Annotated in this window: 18 protein-coding genes; 11 read left to right on the top strand and 7 right to left on the bottom strand. The window is 57.1% G+C overall.

Annotation, left to right across the window (positions count from 1 at the left end; genetic code table 11):
• Positions 1–55: 55 nt before the first annotated feature.
• The 3 genes from AC4OVS_RS16915 to ybbA all read right to left on the bottom strand — a co-directional run bounded on the left by AC4OVS_RS16915 (position 56) and on the right by ybbA (position 4,481).
• Entirely contained in the window at positions 56–1,201 is a 1,146-nt protein-coding gene (locus AC4OVS_RS16915; RefSeq protein WP_491922585.1) for a porin, read from the bottom strand.
• Between the two features lie 182 nt (positions 1,202–1,383).
• Positions 1,384–3,798 carry a putative ABC transporter permease subunit YbbP gene (ybbP, locus tag AC4OVS_RS16920; protein ID WP_063152369.1) on the bottom strand — a complete coding sequence of 805 codons (2,415 nt, stop codon included), beginning with the start codon at positions 3,796–3,798 and terminating at the stop codon, positions 1,384–1,386.
• Positions 3,795–4,481: a putative ABC transporter ATP-binding protein YbbA gene (gene ybbA / locus AC4OVS_RS16925; protein WP_491922586.1), complete on the bottom strand. Its 687-nt coding sequence runs from the start codon at positions 4,479–4,481 to the stop codon at positions 3,795–3,797. Before ybbA ends, ybbP begins: the two co-directional genes overlap by 4 nt.
• Here ybbA and tesA point away from each other — a divergent pair.
• The 3 genes from tesA to AC4OVS_RS16940 are packed head-to-tail and all read left to right on the top strand — an operon-like array spanning position 4,452 to position 6,787.
• Positions 4,452–5,084, top strand: coding sequence for a multifunctional acyl-CoA thioesterase I/protease I/lysophospholipase L1 (gene tesA / locus AC4OVS_RS16930; RefSeq protein WP_491922587.1), 633 nt, complete (start codon positions 4,452–4,454; stop codon positions 5,082–5,084). The genes ybbA and tesA overlap by 30 nt on opposite strands.
• On the top strand, positions 5,065–5,874 hold the full coding sequence (locus tag AC4OVS_RS16935; RefSeq protein WP_096216772.1) for an SDR family oxidoreductase: 810 nt from the start codon (positions 5,065–5,067) through the stop codon (positions 5,872–5,874). Before tesA ends, AC4OVS_RS16935 begins: the two co-directional genes overlap by 20 nt.
• Positions 5,875–5,932: 58 nt before the next feature.
• On the top strand, positions 5,933–6,787 hold the full coding sequence (locus tag AC4OVS_RS16940; RefSeq protein WP_022647291.1) for a co-chaperone YbbN: 855 nt from the start codon (positions 5,933–5,935) through the stop codon (positions 6,785–6,787).
• A gap of 49 nt (positions 6,788–6,836) precedes the next feature.
• On the opposite strand, the gene fetB is transcribed toward AC4OVS_RS16940, so the two are convergent.
• Both fetB and fetA read right to left on the bottom strand, forming a co-directional pair.
• Positions 6,837–7,619, bottom strand: coding sequence for an iron efflux ABC transporter permease subunit FetB (gene fetB, locus AC4OVS_RS16945; RefSeq protein WP_022647290.1), 783 nt, complete (start codon positions 7,617–7,619; stop codon positions 6,837–6,839).
• Positions 7,612–8,283: an iron efflux ABC transporter ATP-binding subunit FetA gene (fetA, locus tag AC4OVS_RS16950; RefSeq protein ID WP_023305606.1), complete on the bottom strand. Its 672-nt coding sequence runs from the start codon at positions 8,281–8,283 to the stop codon at positions 7,612–7,614. Before fetA ends, fetB begins: the two co-directional genes overlap by 8 nt.
• 142 nt (positions 8,284–8,425) lie before the next feature.
• Here fetA and AC4OVS_RS16955 point away from each other — a divergent pair, with 142 nt between their 5' ends.
• The 3 genes from AC4OVS_RS16955 (at position 8,426) to AC4OVS_RS16965 (ending at position 10,798) form a co-directional block, all read left to right on the top strand.
• Positions 8,426–9,280, top strand: coding sequence for a hypothetical protein (locus AC4OVS_RS16955; RefSeq protein WP_058646023.1), 855 nt, complete (start codon positions 8,426–8,428; stop codon positions 9,278–9,280).
• 154 nt (positions 9,281–9,434) lie between these two features.
• Positions 9,435–10,349, top strand: a complete 915-nt coding sequence (locus AC4OVS_RS16960) for an SPFH domain-containing protein (protein ID WP_003858941.1) — start codon at positions 9,435–9,437, stop codon at positions 10,347–10,349.
• The gene (locus AC4OVS_RS16965; RefSeq protein WP_023305604.1) at positions 10,346–10,798 is read left to right on the top strand and encodes an NfeD family protein; all 453 of its coding nucleotides are present in this window, start codon (positions 10,346–10,348) and stop codon (positions 10,796–10,798) included. Before AC4OVS_RS16960 ends, AC4OVS_RS16965 begins: the two co-directional genes overlap by 4 nt.
• Here the strand turns inward: AC4OVS_RS16965 and cueR are convergent.
• Positions 10,795–11,205 carry a Cu(I)-responsive transcriptional regulator gene (gene cueR, locus AC4OVS_RS16970; protein ID WP_017383222.1) on the bottom strand — a complete coding sequence of 137 codons (411 nt, stop codon included), beginning with the start codon at positions 11,203–11,205 and terminating at the stop codon, positions 10,795–10,797. The two genes, AC4OVS_RS16965 and cueR, sit on opposite strands and share 4 nt — an antisense overlap.
• Before the next feature lie 108 nt (positions 11,206–11,313).
• Between cueR and copA the strand changes: the two genes are divergently transcribed.
• The 3 genes from copA (at position 11,314) to ybaK (ending at position 15,388) form a co-directional block, all read left to right on the top strand.
• A complete protein-coding gene (copA, locus tag AC4OVS_RS16975; RefSeq protein ID WP_491922588.1) occupies positions 11,314–13,812 on the top strand; it encodes a copper-exporting P-type ATPase CopA in 2,499 nt (832 codons plus the stop codon).
• 103 nt (positions 13,813–13,915) lie between these two features.
• Positions 13,916–14,710, top strand: coding sequence for a TraB/GumN family protein (locus tag AC4OVS_RS16980; protein ID WP_023299471.1), 795 nt, complete (start codon positions 13,916–13,918; stop codon positions 14,708–14,710).
• A gap of 198 nt (positions 14,711–14,908) precedes the next feature.
• Positions 14,909–15,388: a Cys-tRNA(Pro)/Cys-tRNA(Cys) deacylase YbaK gene (gene ybaK, locus AC4OVS_RS16985; RefSeq protein ID WP_010428207.1), complete on the top strand. Its 480-nt coding sequence runs from the start codon at positions 14,909–14,911 to the stop codon at positions 15,386–15,388.
• A 92-nt stretch (positions 15,389–15,480) separates the two neighbouring features.
• On the opposite strand, the gene ushA is transcribed toward ybaK, so the two are convergent.
• Entirely contained in the window at positions 15,481–17,133 is a 1,653-nt protein-coding gene (gene ushA / locus AC4OVS_RS16990) for a bifunctional UDP-sugar hydrolase/5'-nucleotidase UshA (protein ID WP_491922589.1), read from the bottom strand.
• A gap of 164 nt (positions 17,134–17,297) precedes the next feature.
• Here ushA and AC4OVS_RS16995 point away from each other — a divergent pair, with 164 nt between their 5' ends.
• Both AC4OVS_RS16995 and ybaL read left to right on the top strand, forming a co-directional pair.
• Complete coding sequence (locus AC4OVS_RS16995) at positions 17,298–18,518, top strand: MFS transporter (RefSeq protein WP_022647282.1); 1,221 nt, start codon at positions 17,298–17,300, stop codon at positions 18,516–18,518.
• Between the two features lie 232 nt (positions 18,519–18,750).
• Positions 18,751–20,427 (top strand): YbaL family putative K(+) efflux transporter, encoded by a 1,677-nt coding sequence (gene ybaL, locus AC4OVS_RS17000; protein ID WP_022647281.1) that lies wholly within the window; start codon positions 18,751–18,753, stop codon positions 20,425–20,427.
• Positions 20,428–20,493: the final 66 nt, after the last annotated feature.

Raw genomic sequence — 20,493 nt, forward strand, 5'->3', positions numbered from 1 at the left:
CCTACGCGTGCTTTTGTAGCCCCGGTAAGCGCAGCGCCACCGGGGAACAAACCACTTAGAAGTCGTAACGCAGACGCACCAGGTTCATGTCGCCCAGGTTGTCGGTGCTGGAGGTGAACACGTGTTCGTAATCCACGCGGAAACCGTAGTCCAGCTGGACGCTGATACCTACGCCGTTGTCGATGCGCTGGTAGTTACGGCCGCTCACGTACTCAATGCGGTCGCCCATGAAGTACGGCTGAATGGATTTCACCGCATACTGACCGACCGGGAATTTGTATCCTGCGAAGTATTCAATACCCCATGCATCACCGGCGAAGTAGTCGTTAACGGACACTTTTTTGGTGGTCATGAAGTTCTGATACCAGCCGCCGCCTGCGGAGAAGGTCCAGTTATCCGGCGTCCAGCTCAGTGCGGTGCCGAGAATGTTCTGGTCGTAGGATTTGCTGTCGCCGTTGTCCGGATTACGCATGTCCGCGCGGGTGTAGTTCCACGCTGCGCCCCAGGTCAGATCGGTGGTCAGGTGGTAATCGATACCCAGTGAACCGCCGCCTTTACGCTTGTAGCGCAGACCGTTGCCCGGCAGGTATTCGCTGTCTTCAAACAGGTAAGAGGCGTAGATGTCAGCATCGCCCACGGTTTTCTTGTACTTCAGCATCTGGCGTGAACGGTAAGAGCCGTCGTAGTCGCCGTTGATCCCGTTACCCGACGCCTGACCAATCATGTCGTAGTCCCAGATATCGGTTTTCGCGCCCACCACGTCATAGTACACGCTGTTCTGCTGGCCGAAGGTCAGCGTACCCCAGGTGTCGCTCTTCAGACCGGTGTAGAGCATACGGCGTGAAGTATCGTGCGCGCCGTCGGCGTAGTGGTTATCCCAGTTAAACTGCGCCGGAATGTTCACACCCAGCTCGTAGTAGGTGATCCAGCTGATGTCATCGAACAGGTAGTAGTCTGCCGCGAAACGGAAACGGGTACCGCCGTCAAAGCCGTTACGCTTGTAGCCGTTTTTGCCGTCGTCACCGGTCATGTTCTGGAACTGAGGACGGATGCTGCCGCCAACGGTGAAGTTCAGACGGCTCAGCGGGTTACCCGCCTGCGGATCCTGTTTCAGAAGGGTGATTTCCGCCTGAGATGCGAAAGAAGCCAATGCCACTGCTGCGCCGATCGTTGTCGCCAGCGCTGTTTTTCTTATAGTCATTATTTTTCCTTGATAGACACGCTGCTAAATATTTAGCTGGTGAATATTAACCGGAAAAATTCGGGCTGTGTGGGCGGGTTTTTAATGTTTTGTGCTACTAAATGCATGGGTATTAACGATTAGTGCTATTAATCGATGACACACCAGCAGAAATGCCGGTGCGTCATCATCACGCAAGTAAACTAGCTGACAAACTGGCGGAACAGCGCTTTACCTTTCAACAGCCGCGTCCCGAGCCAGCCACCGCACAGGGACAGCAGCACCGCGCCGCAAACGGGCAGCGTTAGCCACAGCCGCCAGTCAGGCTCCCATGGAAAATCAAAGACTTTCGTCTGAAGCACCGCCAGTGCGGTTTCCGCCCCGATGGCCGCCACCAGGCCCGCCACCAGCCCGAGCAGGGCAAATTCGCTCCACAGCGTGGCGCGCAGCAGCCGTTTACTGGCCCCCAGCGTGCGGTAGACCACCAGCTCCTGATGACGCTGACGCATGCCGACCTGCACCTGCGCCAGCAGCAGCAATAGGCCGCAGACGGTCACCAGCACCACCATCACCTCCAGGGCGCGGCTCACCTGTTCCAGCACCTGCCCGACCTGTTTGAGGATCGCGCCGATATCCAGCAGGCTCACCGTCGGAAATTCCCGGTTCAGTTGCGTCAGCATGCCGTTGCCGTTTTCCCAGCGGAAGCTGGTCAGCCAGCTCTGGGGCTGTCCGTCCAGCGCGCCCGGCGGGAAGATGAAGAAGAAATTTGGCCGCAGGCTTTCCCAGTCCACTTTGCGCAGGCTGGTGACTTTGGCGGTGAAATCCTGGGTATCACCGGTAAAGGTCACGCTATCGCCGAGCTTCACGTTCAGGCGTGTCGCCAGCCCCTCCTCCATCGACACTTCCCCCGCTTTCGGCGGCCAGGTGCCGGCCACGATCGGGTTATGGTCCGGACGTTTCGCCTGCCAGGTCAGGTTGAGCTCGCGGTTGAGCGATTCATCCTTATTTCCCTCCGTGGACTGGCCGTTGATCTGCGTCAGGCGGGCGCGCACGATCGGATAGAACGATTCCGGAATAATGTGATGCTCAGACAGGAAACCCTTCAGCGGCGTCACCTGTTCGGGAGCAATGTTGATCAGGAAATAGTTCGGGCTTTCCGGCGGAAGCTGCTGCTGCCAGCGATCCAGCAGATCCCCGCGCAGCACCAGCAGAAGCGCCAGCAGCATAAACGACAGCGAAAATGCCGAGAGCTGGCTGAGGGTAGACCACGGCTGGTGCAGCAGTCGGTTAACCGCCAGCCGCACCGGCAGCGATCTCACCGTCAGCTTTTTGAGAAGATTGAGCAATAGCCAGCCCACCACGCCGCACAGCAGCGCCAGCACCACCGCGCCCGCCAGCACCGCCCACAGCAGCGTACTGCCGCCCATCAGCCAGGCCAACAGCCCGACTGCCACCGCAATAATCACCGGCAGATAGAACTTCAGCGGCCAGACGCTGGCCACCACATCCCGGCGCAGCACGCGCAGCGGCTGGGTGGCGAGCAGCAGCCGGTAGGGGCGTAACCCCACCAGCAGGGAGATCGTCGTCATCGCGCCGATGGCCCACAGCCACGGCCAGAGGCTGGCAGGCGGCAGCGCAGCGGGCAGTACCGGTTTGAGCAGCACCATCAGCAGCTTTTCAAACAGCAGCCCTATCGCCCCGCCGGTCAGAGCCGACAGCGCCAGCACCATCAGCCACTGGCCGACAATCAGCTTGCGCAGCTGTGCCCGGCCCGCGCCGAGGGTTTTGAGTATCGCCACCAGATCGTAACGGCTGCGGCAGTAGTGCCCCATTGCCACGGCAACGGCCGCAATGGCCAGCAGCAGGGTTAACAGCGCCGACAGCAGCAGAAACTGCTGAGAACGCTCAAGGGATTTGCCGAGCGCCCCGTCATCCTGCTCCAGCCCGTACCAGCGATGTTCCGGCTTGAGCTGAGGCAGGAGCCATTTTTCATACGCCTCCAGTTGAGCAGGCGTCCCGCCAAACTTATAGCGCCATGTGACGCGGCTACCCGGCTGGACGGCGTTGGTTTTCGCCACATCAGCAGTGTTCATCAGCAGGCGCGGCGCGAGCTGGAACGGATTAAATCCGGAGTCGGGTTCCTGCACCACTTCCCCGGCAATTTTGAGGGTCGCGTCGCCGACGTCGATACTGTCGCCGGGTTTCAGGTTCAGCAGCGCCATCAGACGCGAAGCCAGCAATACCGTACCGGAGGCCGGTTTTAGCCCCGGCGGACTGGTTTGTAAGTCACCATACATCGGGTAGATGTCATCCACGGCTTTTACGCTGGCAAGCTGTGGCGTGTCGCCCGCAAAGGTCATGGTCTGGAAGGTAATTTGCTCTCCCACCTTCAGCCCCTCTTTGCGCGCTTCCTCAATCCAGCCCGGCGGCACGGGGCGAGAACTTTGCAGAGCCCGGTCCCCCGCCATAAATTCCCGACTCTGCTGGCTAAGCCCTTTCTCCATACGATCGCTGACGCTGCCGAGCGCCAGCACGCAGGCCACCGCCAGGCTCAACGCCAGCCAGACAATCAGCAGCGAGGGCGAGCGCCATTCGCGCCAAAACCAGCGGGCAATCATGCTTCCTCCTGAAGAACACCGTTCACCAGCCGCAGGCGGCGGTCGCAGCGGGCGGCCAACTGCGGGTCGTGGGTAACCAGAATCAGCGTGGTGCCATGCTCGCGGTTGAGGGAAAACAGCAGATCGGCAATTTTGTCCCCGGTTTTACGGTCGAGATTGCCCGTGGGCTCATCGGCAAACAGCACTTCCGGGCGCCCGTTAAACGCCCTGGCCAGCGCCACGCGCTGCTGCTCACCGCCGGAAAGCTGTGCCGGAAGGTGGTGGAGACGTTTTCCCAGCCCCAGCTGTTCCAGCAACGCTTTGGCGTGATCGCGGCTTTCGCGGGTATTTTCACCGCGCAGCAGGCCGGGCAGCTCAACGTTTTCCAGCGCGTTGAGGGTTGGGATCAGCATGAATGACTGAAAGACAAACCCGATATGCCGGGCACGCAGCGCGGCGCGCGCCTCTTCATCAAGCGCGTGGAGGGGCTGGCCGACCAGGTTCACTTCCCCGCTGCTGCCATCGTCCAGCCCGGCGAGAATGGCCAGCAGCGTGGACTTACCGGAACCGGATTCGCCAATCAGGGCGATGGTTTCGGCACGTTTGACAACGAGTTCAACTCCGGTGAGGATGGAAAGCTCGTGTTCTCCCTGACCGACGGACTTCTTAAGACAATGAACTTCAACAATGTTTTCCGCTGGCATTTGCCCTTCCTGTTTTTGATGCTGATGACCTTCCGCGCGGCGGCTGCGGACACGTTATTGATTCTGGGCGATAGCCTGAGCGCGGGCTATCGTATGGCGGCCAGTGTGGCCTGGCCCGCCCTGCTCAATGATAAATGGCAGTCCCGGGCGTCTGTCGTTAACGGCAGCATCAGCGGCGATACGTCGCAGCAAGGCTTATCGCGCCTGCCTGCCCTGCTTAAGCAGCATCAACCGCGTTGGGTGCTGGTCGAACTGGGCGGTAATGATGGTTTGCGCGGCTTCCAGCCACAGCAAACGGAGCAAACGCTGCGGACTATTTTGCAGACCATTAAGGCCGCTAACGCCCAGCCGCTGCTGATGCAAATTCGCCTGCCCGCTAACTACGGCCGTCGGTATAATGAGGCGTTTAGCGCGATCTATCCTAAGCTTGCCAAAGAGTTTGATATTCCGCTGCTGCCATTTTTCATGGAAGAGGTCTATCTGAAACCCCAGTGGATGCAGGATGATGGCATTCACCCCAATCGCGATGCCCAGCCGTTCATTGCCGACTGGATGGCAACCCGGCTGGCTCCTTTAGTAAAACATGACTCGTCAAACAGCTGAGAACCTGACAGGTAAAGTTATGCAAAAATCGGTCTTAATAACAGGATGTTCCAGCGGAATTGGCCTTGAGAGCGCCCTTGAACTGAAACGTCAGGGGTTTTGGGTGCTGGCGGCCTGCCGCAAACCCGAAGATGTCGAACGCATGCGAGGGCTGGGATTTACCGGCATTCTGCTGGATCTCGATTCGCCAGAGAGCGTGGAGCAGGCCGCCGATGAGGTTATCGCCCTGACCAGCAACCGTCTTTACGGTCTGTTTAACAATGCGGGCTACGGCGTGTACGGCCCGCTACAGACCCTCTCGCGGGAACAGCTGGAGCAGCAGTTCTCCGCAAACTTTTTTGGGGCGCATCAGCTCACCATGCGCCTTCTCCCCGCCATGCTGCCGCACGGCGAAGGGCGGATTGTCATGACCTCCTCGGTGATGGGCCTGATCTCCACGCCGGGACGCGGGGCTTACGCTGCCAGTAAATATGCGCTTGAAGCCTGGTCCGATGCGTTGCGCATGGAGCTGCGCCACAGCGGCATTAAGGTCAGCCTGATTGAACCGGGCCCCATCCGCACCCGCTTTACGGAAAACGTTAACCAGACGCAGGCGGACCAACCGGTCGAAAATCCCGGTATCGCGGCGCGTTTTACGCTTGGGCCAGAAGCCGTGGTTGCCAAAGTGCGCCACGCATTTGAGAGCGATACCCCTAAAATGCGCTATCCGGTGACGCTGGTGACCCATGCCGTCGGCTGGTTGAAACGCCTGCTGCCGGGGCGGATGATGGACAAAATTTTGCAGGGTTGAGTTGAAGCGACGACGCTTACCCCCATGTAAAGAGTAAACCGATAAAAGAGAATGCCGCATGTCCGTACAGAATATCGTCAACATAACTGAAGCTAACCTGCAACAGACACTCGAACAGTCAATGACTACACCGGTGCTGTTCTACTTCTGGTCTGAACGCAGCCAACACTGCCTGCAGCTGACGCCGGTCCTGGAAAGCCTTGCCGCGCAGTACAACGGTCAATTCATTCTGGCGAAGCTGGATTGTGACGCCGAACCGATGGTGGCTTCCCAGTTTGGCCTGCGTGCGATCCCAACCGTCTACCTGTTCCAGAACGGTCAGCCGGTGGATGGCTTCCAGGGGCCGCAGCCGGAAGAGGCGATCCGCGCCCTGCTGGATAAAGTCCTGCCGCGCGAAGAAGAGCTGAAAGCGCAGGAAGCCATGGCGCTGATGCAGGAAGGCAAGTACGACGAGGCGCTGCCGCTGTTAAAAGACGCGTGGCAGCTGTCGAACCAGAACAGCCAGATTGGTCTGCTGCTGGCAGAGACCCAGATTGCGCTGCACCGCCCCGAAGACGCGGAAGCCGTGCTGAAAACGGTGCCGATGCAGGATCAGGACACCCGCTATCAGGGCCTGGTGGCGCAGATTGACCTGCTGAAACAGGCGGCGGATACCCCTGAAATTCAGCAACTTCAGCAGCAGGTTGCGGACAACCCGGCGGATGCCGCGCTGGCAAGCCAGCTGGCGCTTCAGCTTCATCAGGTGGGGCGTAATGAAGAGGCGCTGGAGCTGCTGTTTAGCCACCTTCAGAAGGACCTGGGCGCCGCAGACGGTCAGGCGCGAAAGATGTTCCAGGAGATCCTGGCCGCGCTCGGCACCGGTGACGCGCTGGCGTCTAAGTATCGTCGTCAGCTGTACGCATTGCTTTACTAACAAAAATGCCCGGTGGCGCTAACGCTTGCCGGGCCTACAAAAGCCGATATTACCCCGTCTTTTTCAACTGCGTCACCACCAGCTGGTGGCGCGCGTTGTAAAACTTCCGATAGGTCAGATAGCAGGCAATAATCGTCGACAGGCTCGCCGTAGAGAGCAGCATAAACGTCACCATAATCTGGTATTTAATCGCTTTTACCGGATCGATACCGGCAAAAATTAGCCCCGACATCATGCCCGGCAGGCTCACCAGACCCACGGTTTTGGCGGAATCCACCGTTGGGATCAGCGAAGAACGAATGCTGTCGCGGATCAACCGCGCCGAGGCCACCTTCGGTGTCGCGCCCAGGCTTAGCTTCTCCTGAAGCTGTTGCTGTTCACTGCTGAAGCGTTGCCCCAGATTGTTGTAGCATAACCCGACCGCCACCATCGCATTGCCCGCAATCATCCCGGAAATGGGGATCACCTGCATCGGCGTAAATTCTATCGAGCCGGAGAGCACCAGTACCGCCAGCGTTAACGCGGTCCCGGTGGTGATGGCAATAAACGACGAGAGGAACGCTTTATCGATGTATTTACTGCGTTTCTGCGCGTTCCATGCCGCGTTAAAGCAGATAAACAGCACCATCAACAGGGTCAGCACGGCATGATTGACGTTGAAGATGTATTTCAGCACATAGCCGACGATGATGAGCTGAATGACCGCGCGAACGATACTCCACAGAATATCTTTTTCCAGCCCCAGCTTCTCCCGGTAGCTGACCACAATCGCCACCAGCACCAGGACCATCGACAGCGCCAGCGATTCGTTGGTTATGTTATGTTCACCCACGGTGAGCCTCCTCCATTTTCCCGCCCTGCGGCCTGAGCGTGATGACATCATCCGCATGGCTAATTTCGTTTGAATCGTGCGTCACCCACAGCACGGCAATATCCTGTTCACGGACGTAGCGATGAATAATCTCATTGACGTTGCGCTTGTTAGCGTCATCCAGCGCGCTGGTGATTTCATCCAGCAAAAGCACCTTCGGCAGGAATTGCAGGTTACGGATCAGCGAGACGCGCTGCTTTTCCCCGCCTGACAGTTCGGCAGTCGATTTGGTCAGCGTCTCCGGCGGAAGCCCAAAACGGGTCAGATCGTCCGCAAACTTTTTCGGATCGGGCGTTTGGTTGCGGATGTGCCAGGGGAAAACCAGATTGTCGTACACCGTGTCGCCAAACAGGGACGGCGTTTGCACGCAGTATGACACCTGCTGGCGATAGCTTTCCGGTGTAAGCGTGGCGATATCTTTCCCTTCAAACAGGATGGTTCCCTCCGTTGGACTCAGTAGCGAAGCCACGATTTTCAGGAGGGTGCTTTTGCCGCAGCCGGAGGGACCGGTTATGAGTTTAAATTCGCCCGGAGAGAGACAAAAATCGACGTGCTGAAGGATGGTGTTATCACCCACACGAAAGCCAACATCCCTGATATCCAGAAGATTTTTTTTATTATTCATTCCGATTCCGTTAACCGCTGTGATAAGAACAGCCTTTAGCATAATCCTTTCCGCTACGCTGCGCGAATAGCCTTAACCTATCGCAAGTGTTAAACTTTTTGTTCGGTAATTGTCACCTCTATAACTACAGGAAGTCAGCAACATGACACATATCTTTTATGAGTTCTCTTCCCTGAAGCCTGGTGTTCCAGATGTGGAAACATTAATGGAAGTCATCAATTCTTCTGAACTCACGCGTTTTGTCATGGGTGCAGAGGTGGTCGATTTTGTTAAGAAGGCGCTCATCGTTAACACCACGATCGGAAGCTTTAAAAACTGCTATTTTGCTTTCGATGATGGGGCTTACTTTCTCGAGTTTGACGGCAAGGGTAAATCCAGACGCTTTACTGAGGTGCCGGACTGGTTCGTTTCCCCCGCGGAATTTGCCCGCTCGCAATGGCTGATTAACCATGACCTGGCCGATGTGAAGGCGACGGCGTTTATTGACGTGCTAATGTCCTACCCGCTTAAAGAGCGCCGGGCGCACTGCAATCTGCTGTTTGGTCTGGATCTGCATAAGGTCAATGTGGTTCCGGCGCCTACAGCCCCTGCCGGAAAAATGGGCAATAAAAACGGAAAAACCACCAAGCCTCGCGTCACGGATCTCGGCTCTTTTGAGCTTTTTACCGCGTTCTTTGCACGCATGAAAACCGCCGTCAATGCAAATGAGTTCCCCACCTTACAGGTGCTGACAGGCCAGAAGGATCTTGCAAAAGCGCCGCACAGCTTAAAGCAAGGGATCAGAACCTGGTTTAAGGGGATTACCGGCGATCTGCCGCCGAACAACAAACGTGTCGGAGCGGGCAATGCAGTACTGTTCTGCGCTCCCGTTCGCGAGCAGATCCAGCAGATAGAGGCCATCGGCCTGGAAAAATACTATCAGGGCTTATCGAAAGCCATCGCTGACGCCGGGGATGGGTTTATCACCGACTTCAGCTATTCCTGGTCTGAAGAGTAACGCTATGCGCCCCGCTCTCCTGGCGGGGCGTTTTAATTTTACCAGTCCGGTTCCCACCTCTTTACAGGGGCGAAATCCCGCCCATTAACCGATATACTTACGTTCAACAAATACGCAATTTTTCTCGTTACGGCATGCAAAACAGGAGGTTTTTATGCTCATCGTTGTTCCTGTCCTTATTTTCGTTGCGCTGGTTATCGTGGGCGCAGGCGTCAAAATTGTCCCGCAGGGTTACCAGTGGACCGTCGAACGTTTCGGTCGCTACACCAATACCCTTCAGCCGGGTTTAAGCCTGATCGTCCCCTTCATGGACAGAATTGGGCGTAAAATCAACATGATGGAGCAGGTGCTGGATATTCCTTCCCAGGAAGTCATCTCTAAGGATAACGCCAACGTCACCATCGATGCGGTGTGCTTTATTCAGGTGATTGATGCGCCGAAAGCGGCCTATGAGGTGAGCAACCTGGAGCTGGCGATCGTCAACCTGACGATGACCAACATCCGTACCGTGCTTGGCTCGATGGAGCTGGACGAAATGCTCTCCCAGCGCGACAGCATTAATACCCGCCTGCTGCACATTGTTGATGAAGCCACCAATCCGTGGGGGATCAAAGTGACCCGCATTGAGATCCGCGACGTGCGCCCACCGGCAGAGCTGATTGCTTCCATGAATGCGCAGATGAAGGCCGAGCGTACCAAACGCGCCTATATTCTTGAAGCCGAAGGGGTGCGTCAGGCCGAGATCCTGAAAGCGGAAGGGGAAAAACAGTCGCAGATCCTGAAAGCCGAGGGCGACCGTCAGTCTGCCTTCCTCCAGGCAGAAGCGCGTGAACGTTCGGCAGAAGCGGAAGCCCGCGCGACGCAAATGGTTTCCGAGGCGATTGCCGCCGGGGATATCCAGGCTGTGAACTACTTCGTCGCGCAAAAATATACCGATGCGCTGAAGGAGATCGGCTCTGCGAACAACAGCAAAGTGGTGATGATGCCGCTGGATGCCAGCAGTCTGATGGGATCTATCGCCGGAATTGCCGAGTTGATCAAAGACGGCGGAAACGAGCGTAAAAAATGATTGAGCTCATCGTTGCACATCCTCATGCGTTCTGGCTAAGCCTTGGCGGCTTGCTGCTGGCCGCCGAGATGCTTGGCGGCAACGGTTATCTGCTGTGGAGCGGTGTTGCCGCTGTGATTACCGGGCTGGTCGTCTGGCTGCTGCCTGTCGGCTGGGAGTGGCAGGGCGCGCTGTTTGCCGTGCTGACGCTGCTGGCCGCCTGGCTGTGGTGGCGCTGGCTGAACAAACGGGTGAAGGCGCAGAAGCCGGTCGACGCGCATCTCAATCAGCGTGGGCAGCAGATCGTGGGTAAACGTTTTACGCTTGATAACGCGCTGATCAACGGACGCGGTCATATGCGCGTGGGGGACAGTTCATGGCCGGTGGTGGCCGATGATGACCTCAGCGCCGGCACGCGGGTTGAGGTCATTGCGGTAGAAGGCATTACCCTGCGGGTTAAAGCCTGTTAGGCGTGGGTTTTACGGTGGCAGCAGCCGGAAAGATTGTCGATAATCGGGCACTCGGCGCTGTCATCTCCCGGGCAGGATTCTGCCAGCTGTAACAGTTGCTCACGCATCGCCTGTAATTCGATGATATGGCGTTCGATCTCCGCCACTTTTTCCAGCGTACGTTTTTTCACGTCGGCACTGTGGCGTTTCGGATCGTTAAACAGGTTAACCAGCTCGCCGCACTCTTCAAGGTTAAATCCTACCTGTCTTGCCTGGCGCAGTAACGTCAGTTCATCAAGATGCAGCTGCGTATAGCTGCGGTAGCCGTTCTCACTGCGCAACGGTGGCGTCACCAGCCCTTTTTCCTCATAAAAGCGAATCGCTTTGCTGGTTAAGCCGGTTTTTTTCGCAACATCGCTGATATTCACATTTCCCCCTTGACCTTCCCCTTGATGGAAGGTTTAACCTTCATAACAGTTAGCGAAAAGCAGAGTGAAGGTCAACAATTGACCAGAACATTATACGGGAGTTTTGTTATGTCTCACACTATTGACCTGACACTGGACGGCCTCTCCTGCGGCCACTGTGTCAAACGTGTTAAAGAAAGCCTGGAGCAGCGTCCTGACGTGGAAAGCGCTGAGGTGACTATCGATCATGCCGCCGTGACCGGCAGCGCCAGCGCCGACGCGCTGATTGATACCATTAAACAGGCCGGTTACGGGGCGGAGTTAAGCCACCCAAAGGCTAAACCGCTGGCAGAGTCATCATCCCCGTCGGAAGCACTGACAGCGGCCACTCCTGAGCTTCCGGTAGCTGATGATATTGATGACAGCCAACAGCTGCTGATCAACGGCATGAGCTGCGCCAGCTGTGTCTCCCGGGTACAAAACGCCTTACAGGCGGTACCGGGCGTCGCACAGGCACGGGTAAACCTGGCGGAGCGTACTGCGCTGGTGATGGGCAGTGCCTCCGCCGCAGATTTAGTGCAGGCCGTGGAGAAAGCGGGCTACGGGGCGGAGGCCATCGAAGATGATGCCGAGCGCCGCGAGCGCCAGCAGGAAACGGCTGTCGCCACCATGAAGCGCTTCCGCTGGCAGGCGATCGTCGCCCTGCTGGTCGGTATTCCGGTGATGGTGTGGGGCATGATGGGTGACAACATGATGGTCACCGCAGACAACCGCACCCTGTGGCTGGTGATTGGTCTGATTACCCTTGCGGTGATGGTGTTTGCAGGCGGACATTTCTATACCAGCGCCTGGAAGAGCCTGAAAAACCGCACCGCGACGATGGACACGCTGGTCGCGCTCGGGACGGGCGCGGCGTGGCTGTATTCGATGAGCGTTAACGTCTGGCCGCAGTGGTTCCCGATGGAGGCGCGCCATCTCTATTATGAAGCGAGCGCGATGATTATTGGTCTGATTAACTTAGGCCATATGCTCGAAGCCCGCGCGCGTCAGCGCTCGTCGAAAGCGCTGGAAAGATTACTCGATTTAACCCCGCCGACGGCCCGCGTGGTCACCGACGATGGGGAAAAAAGCGTTCCGCTCTCAGAGGTACAACCCGGTATGACGCTGCGTCTCACCACCGGTGACCGCGTGCCCGTCGACGGTGAAATCACCCAGGGCGATGCCTGGCTTGATGAAGCCATGCTAACCGGTGAGCCGATCCCCCAGCAGAAATCTCAGGGCGATGCGGTGCATGCGGGTACGGTGGTACAGGACGGCAGCGTGCTGTTCCGCGCCAGCGCCGTTGGCAGCCATACCACACTGTCACGCATCATTCGGATGGTCCGCCAGGCGCAGAGCAGTAAGCCGGAAATTGGTCAGCTTGCCGATAAAATCTCCGCCATTTTTGTGCCAGTGGTGGTCGGTATTGCCCTGCTGAGCGCGGCAATCTGGTATTTCTTCGGCCCGGCGCCGCAGATTGTCTACACCCTGGTGATCGCCACCACGGTACTGATCATCGCCTGCCCTTGTGCCCTTGGTCTGGCCACGCCGATGTCGATTATCTCTGGCGTCGGACGCGCCGCCGAATTTGGCGTACTGGTCCGTGATGCTGACGCCCTGCAACGGGCAAGCACGCTGGACACCCTCGTCTTTGACAAAACCGGCACGCTCACCGAGGGCAAACCGCAGGTAGTGGCCGTTAATACCATTGGCTGTACGGAGACGGATGCCCTGCGCCTGGCCGCCGCGCTGGAACAAGGCTCCAGTCACCCGCTGGCGCGCGCCATCCTTGAGAAAGCCGGTGATGCCCGCCTGCCGCAGGTAAGCAACTTCCGCACTCTGCGCGGTTTAGGGGTCAGCGGTGAAGCAGAAGGCCATACGCTGCTGCTGGGTAACCAGGCACTGCTAACTGAACACGGTGTTGATACGTCCGTGCTGGACGCTGAGCTGAACGCGCAGGCCTCTCAGGGCGCGACGCCGGTTCTGCTGGCGAAAGATGGTCAGGTGGCGGCGCTGCTGGCCGTGCGCGATCCGTTACGCCAGGACAGCGTGGATGCCTTGCAACGCCTGCACCATGCGGGCTATCGCCTGGTGATGTTAACCGGTGATAACCCGACTACCGCTAACGCCATCGCCATAGAAGCCGGGATTGATGAGGTGATAGCCGGCGTACTGCCAGATGGCAAAGCGGACGCCATCAGGAAATTGCAACGTGATGGTCGTCAGGTGGCGATGGTCGGCGACGGCATCAACGACGCCCCGGCGCTGGCGCAGGCTGACGTAGGTATTGCGATGGGCGGCGGGAGCGATGTCGCCATTGAAACCGCGGCGATCACCCTGATGCGCCACAGCCTGATGGGCGTGGCGGATGCGCTGGCGATTTCGAAAGCCACGTTGCGCAACATGAAGCAGAACCTGCTGGGGGCCTTCGTCTATAACTCGCTCGGCATTCCGATTGCCGCCGGGATTTTGTGGCCGCTGACCGGCACCCTGCTGAACCCGGTTGTTGCGGGTGCGGCGATGGCGCTCTCGTCAATTACCGTGGTGAGCAACGCTAACCGTCTGCTGCGGTTTAAACCGAAAGCGTAGAATCCCGGAAGCAGGCCGGGTAAGCGCAGCGCCGCCCGGCTTTCGCCTATTGCGCCCCCCTTCCCCACGCGCTAGCATGAACCTTTCCGTTTATGGAGCGCGTATGGGTCTGTTTAATCGTATAAAAACATCGTTTCGCGCCCTTTTTCCCCGCCGTTATGCCTGGCCCGGTATGGATATTTCGCTTCCGGGTGGGCAGCAACTGCACCTGGTGGGAAGCATTCATATGGGCACGCAGGATATGTCCCCCCTGCCCTCCGGCCTGATTAAACTACTGAAGCGCGCCGACGCGCTGATCGTCGAAGCCGACATCTCCGGCCATGAATCGCCGTTTGCCGGGCTGGAAAGCGACCGCCCCCTGGCTGAACGTCTTAACGAGACGCAGCTGGCTGAGCTTACCCGTCTTGCGGATGAGTCCGGCGTCTCGCTCTCAATGCTCGACACCCTGCCCCTGTGGCAAATTGCCATGGTGCTACAGGCAACCCAGGCGCAGCGCCTGGGGCTGCGCGGCGATTACGGTATCGATTATCAACTGCTGAATGCGGCAAGGGCGTGCAACCTGTCCGTCATTGAACTGGAAGGCACGGACAGCCAGATTGCGCTTCTTCGCCAGCTTCCTGATGACGGTAAGATGCTACTGGATGATACCCTGACCCACTGGCACACCAACGCGCGTCTGCTGCAAACGATGATTGGCTGGTGGCTGGATGCGCCGCCCGCAGACGGTAAGCTGGCGTTACCGTCGACGTTCAGTGAATCGTTGTATGATGTGCTGATGAACGCGCGCAACCAGGCGTGGCGGGAGACGCTGTATGCCCTGCCTGCCGGTCGTTATGTTGTCGCGGTTGGCGCGTTGCATTTGTACGGAGAAGGGAATTTGCCGTCGCTGCTGAAATAAAAAAATGGCCAATATTTCTATTGGCCCGTCAAAGAGGAATTTCATCGTTTTTATTATACCGAAGTGACCTTCGGCTACGCCGATTGTCGCTCAAAGTAACCATCACTGCCAATACTATTGCGCAAGATGGTGCTATTTTTTAGACAAACGTCAGGCGTATGCTGCTGGCATGAACCGTCTGTCGTAAGAAGGATAGCCATGACTCCCGCCGTTAAATTACTCGAAAAAAACAAAATTTCTTTCCGGATCCACACCTACGATCACGATCCGAACGAAACCAACTTTGGTGATGAAGTGGTGCGCAAGCTGGGGCTGAACGCGGACCAGGTCTACAAAACGCTGCTGGTCGCGGTGAATGGCGATATGAAGCACCTCGCCGTGGCAGTCACGCCCGTCGCCGGACAGCTTGATCTGAAGAAAGTGGCCAAAGCGCTGGGGGCGAAAAAGGTCGATATGGCAGACCCGATGGTTGCGCAACGCACTACGGGTTATCTGGTCGGCGGGATCAGCCCGCTCGGCCAGAAAAAGCGTCTGCCGACCCTGATCGATGCGCCTTCGCAGGAATTTGAGACGATCTATATTTCTGGCGGCAAACGCGGGCTGGATATCGAACTGGCCGCAGGCGATCTGGCGAAAATGCTGGACGCGAAATTTGCGGATATTGCGCGCAGGGATTGAGAAAATTGCCCGGTGGCGCTGCGCATACCGGGCCTACGATTCGAATGTAGGCCGGGTAAGGCGTAGCCGCCACCCGGCACAACACACCCGCTCTACTGCCAGCTCACCTCGCCCTTCGGCTCATACGCGTTCACGTCAATCGGTGAATTTTGCTGGATAAACTGCTTCAACACTTCCGCATCAATAAACCCGGTATTTACATAGCCCGGTTTGTTATCGATATGCGGATAGCCGTCGCCGCCGGTGGCGTTAAAGCTTAACGTTGCCAGGCGGTAGGTTTTCGCCGGATCAACAGGTTCGCCTTTGATACTGAGATCGTTGAGCTTACCGTCCTTCGCGACGAAGCTGACGTTAGCAAACTGCGGATACGCTCCGGAGTCCGGCTTCATCTGCGCCACGGCGGTCAGGTAGTCAATTACCTCTTTCCCGCTCATGTCCGCATACACCACCACGTTGCCAAACGGCTGCACTTTGAGCACGTCTTTATAGGTGATGTTTCCGCCATCGATGGAATCACGAATACCGCCGCCGCTCATCACGCCGAAATCCGCATTCGTGCGCGCCATCTGCGCGGCCAGCACCAGACGCCCCATGTTGGTTTGTACGAAGCGGACTTTGCTGCGGTCCCCTTCCAGTCGTCCGTTAAGCGTGCCTATCTTCACGTCCAGCTGCGCTTTCCCTTTGCTCTGGAACGGCGTCAGCAGGGAGAGCATCTGCTGGTTTTCAGCGATCTCTGGCGTGTAGAGTACCCGCTCGCTTTTGCCGTCCGGGTAGGTCACTTTCTTCTTCAGGTTGACCGGGATGAGCTGATAGTGCACCAGCTTCATCTCGCCGTTACGGAATTCGAAATCCGCACGGCCAACGTATTTACCCCACTCGTGGGCCTGTACAATCCAGATCCCGTTCTGACGATCCGGGGCGCACGGCGTGCCGGGCACATAATCTACCTGCTTTTTATTCTCAGAAGCCATGCAGACCGGATCCTGTGAGTGACCGCCCACAATCATCGCCAGCGAGCCCGCAGGAAGGCTGCGCGCCATCTCCACGTCGCCCGGCGCGTTAGAGCCGTGCTGACCGTTGTCGTAATGCCCCATGTGGGTGGTAGCGATAATCACATCCGGTTTTTCATTCTGCTGCAACTCCTGGATCACCAGCTTCGCTTCGTCCGCCGGTTTACGGAATTCGATGTCGGTGAAAAATTCAGGGTTGCCAATTTTGGCCGTATCGTCGGTGGTTAAGCCGATGACCGCGATCTTCAGATCCTGACGCTTAAAGAGCGCCCACGGTTTAAACAGGCGCTCGCCGGTGCTTTTCTGATAAATATTGGCGGAAAGGAACGGAAATTTGGACCACTTTTCCTGCTGGCGCAATACGCTCAGCGGGTTATCAAACTCGTGGTTTCCGACCGCCATCGCGTCGTAACCAATTAAATTCATGCCCCGGAAATCAGGCTCGGCATCCTGCAAATCAGATTCCGGTACGCCGGTATTAATATCCCCGCCCGACAGCAACAGCACGCTGCCGCCCTGAGCCGAGACCTCTTTACGAATGCCGTCCACCAGCGTTTTTTGCGCCGCCAGGCCATATTCACCGTATTCGCTGCGCCAGAAATGGCCGTGATGATCGTTAGTATGCAGAATGGTAATTTTATAGGTTTTATCTTTTTCATACGCCTGCGCGGGCAGGCTTGTCAGCCCCCATGCGGCGATGAGCGCCAGCGCGACGCCACGCTTTATTAACTTCATCTTCTCTCTCCCTGACCCATAGACAAACGCAAAAATTACAGTGACTCACAAGAATAGACAAATAAGTTTTCAGAATTGCGACTTTCTTCAAATGTCACGGACGGGTATGTTAGTCGGATAATAATTACTCCCTGCATCTCTAATTACAAATTGACGTGGTATTTATGGCAATCAGTGAATCAACCCAGCCTGTTCAGGGCGTTCCGGCGTCGCCGCCGAAATCGCGCACTTCCTTCAAAGTATTAGGCGCAATCAGTCTCTCTCATCTGCTCAACGACATGATCCAGTCGCTGATTCTGGCGATCTACCCGCTGTTGCAGTCTGAGTTCTCATTAACCTTCGTGCAGATCGGGATGATCACCCTGACCTTCCAGCTGGCCTCTTCGCTGCTACAGCCGGTGGTGGGCTACTGGACGGACAAATACCCGATGCCATGGTCGCTGCCCATTGGGATGTGCTTCACCCTGAGCGGGCTGGTGCTGCTGGCCATGGCGGGCAGCTTTGAGGCGGTACTGGTTGCCGCGGCGCTGGTGGGAACCGGTTCATCGGTGTTCCATCCGGAATCGTCCCGCGTGGCGCGTATGGCCTCCGGCGGACGCCACGGGCTGGCGCAGTCTCTGTTCCAGGTGGGGGGGAATTTTGGTAGCTCCCTCGGTCCTCTGCTGGCGGCGGTAATTATCGCGCCTTACGGCAAAGGCAACGTGGCGTGGTTTGTGCTGGCCGCGCTGCTGGCGATTGTCGTCCTGGCGCAAATCAGCCGCTGGTATGCCGCGCAGCACCGCGTAAATAAGGGAAAACCTGTCGCGAAGATAACCAATCCCCTTCCGCGTAATAAGGTGATCCTTGCCGTCAGCGTGTTGCTGGTGCTGATTTTCTCGAAATATTTCTATATGGCGAGCATTAGCAGCTATTACACCTTCTATCTGATGCAAAAATTCGGATTATCGGTACAAAACGCCCAGTTCCATCTCTTTGCCTTCCTGTTTGCGGTGGCGGCAGGCACGGTGATTGGCGGGCCTGTGGGAGATAAAATCGGACGTAAATATGTGATTTGGGGCTCTATCCTCGGCGTTGCGCCGTTTACGCTTGTTTTACCGTACGCAACGCTGGAATGGACCGGAATATTGACAGTGATTATTGGTTTTATTCTCGCGTCGGCGTTTTCAGCCATTCTGGTCTATGCGCAGGAGCTGCTGCCGGGACGTATCGGTATGGTTTCCGGTCTCTTTTTCGGTTTTGCCTTTGGCATGGGCGGCCTTGGCGCCGCCGTGTTAGGGATGGTTGCAGACCACACCAGCATCTTCCTGGTCTATAAAATCTGCGCTTTCCTGCCACTTCTGGGGATGTTGACCATATTCCTGCCTGACAACCGTCATAAAGCGTAACTTCATGGCTGCCAAAGTTAAACTTTGGCAGCCGGATAACCTGATGCCATAAGGCTTTCCTCTCCCTCCCCTCAGCAAATTTATCAAAATCTGCCTTTTTTCGTGCTTATTGCCTTTTTATTGTGATTTCAACAATTATTCATAAACATAAGCGTAAAAATTGTCATAAACTATTAATCGGCTTTTTGGTATTTGCACCAAAAATGGATCACCCATCGCGAAAGGAGACGGAATGCACCACGCCACACCGCTTATCACCACCATTGTTGGTGGACTTGTGCTCGCTTTTATCCTCGGCATGATTGCCAACAAACTGCGTATTTCGCCCCTGGTAGGCTATTTGTTAGCGGGCGTGCTGGCAGGACCCTTTACGCCGGGTTTTGTCGCAGATACCAAACTTGCACCGGAGCTGGCGGAACTGGGCGTTATCCTGCTGATGTTTGGCGTCGGACTGCATTTTTCCCTAAAGGATCTGATGGCGGTAAAGTCGATCGCCATACCGGGAGCGATCGCCCAGATAGGGGTGGCGACGCTGCTGGGCATGGCGCTTTCGGCGGTGCTGGGCTGGTCAATCATGACCGGTATCGTATTTGGGCTGTGTCTTTCAACCGCCAGTACCGTGGTGCTGCTGCGCGCGCTTGAAGAGAGGCAGCTGATAGACAGCCAGCGCGGGCAAATCGCGATTGGCTGGCTGATAGTTGAAGATCTGGTGATGGTGTTGACGCTGGTACTGCTGCCCGCCGTCGCCGGGATGATGGAAAAAGAGAATATCGGCTTCGCTTCGCTGGCGCTGGATATGAGCATTACCATCGGTAAGGTTGTGGCGTTTATTGCCATCATGATGCTGGTGGGCCGCCGTCTGGTGCCGTGGATCATGTCCCGCAGCGCCGCCACCGGCTCGCGTGAACTGTTCACGCTTTCGGTCCTTGCGCTGGCGCTGGGCATTGCCTTTGGCGCTGTCGAGCTGTTTGACGTCTCCTTTGCGCTGGGCGCGTTCTTCGCCGGGATGGTGCTGAACGAGTCCGAGCTGAGCCACCGTGCCGCGCACGATACTCTGCCACTACGTGATGCGTTCGCGGTGCTGTTCTTTGTCTCCGTCGGGATGCTGTTCGACCCGATGATCCTCATCCAGCAGCCGCTGGCCGTGCTGGGTACGCTGGCAATCATCATCTTTGGTAAGTCCGTTGCCGCCTTCTTCCTGGTGCGGATGTTCGGTCACTCGCCGCGCACGGCGCTGACCATCGCCGCCAGCCTGGCGCAGATTGGCGAGTTCGCCTTTATTCTGGCTGGTCTGGGAATGGCCCTGAATCTGCTGCCACAGGCTGGGCAAAATCTGGTGCTGGCGGGGGCGATCCTCTCCATCATGTTGAACCCGGTATTGTTTGCCCTGCTGGAGAAATATCTCGAGAAGACCGAAACCCTCGAAGAGCTGACGCTGGAAGAGGCGACAGAAGAAGAGAAACAGATCCCGGTGGATATCTGCAACCACGCGCTGCTGGTCGGTTTTGGCCGCGTCGGCAGCCTGCTGGGTGAAAAACTGATGGCTCAGGGCATTCCACTTGTAGTGATTGAAACGTCACGCACCCGCGTCGACGAACTTCGCGAACGCGGCATCCGCGCGGTGCTGGGCAACGCGGCTAACGAAGAAATTATGAATCTGGCGCATCTGGACTGCGCTCGCTGGCTGCTGCTCACTATCCCGAACGGTTACGAGGCTGGCGAGATTGTCGCCACAGCCCGTGAAAAATGCCCGCATATCGAAATCATAGCCCGCGCCCATTATGATGACGAAGTGGAGTACATTACCGAGCGCGGCGCGAATCAGGTGGTGATGGGTGAGCGTGAGATTGCGAATACGATGCTGACAATGCTGACGAAGCCGCCGGTTGAAGAGGCGGTGACGGGGTAAATTTTGTGCGGCCTGGTCCCCTCACCCTGGCCCTCTCCCCAAAGGGGAGAGGGTGTTCAAGTTCCC

The organism is Enterobacter sp. 4974935 (genome assembly GCF_058661735.1).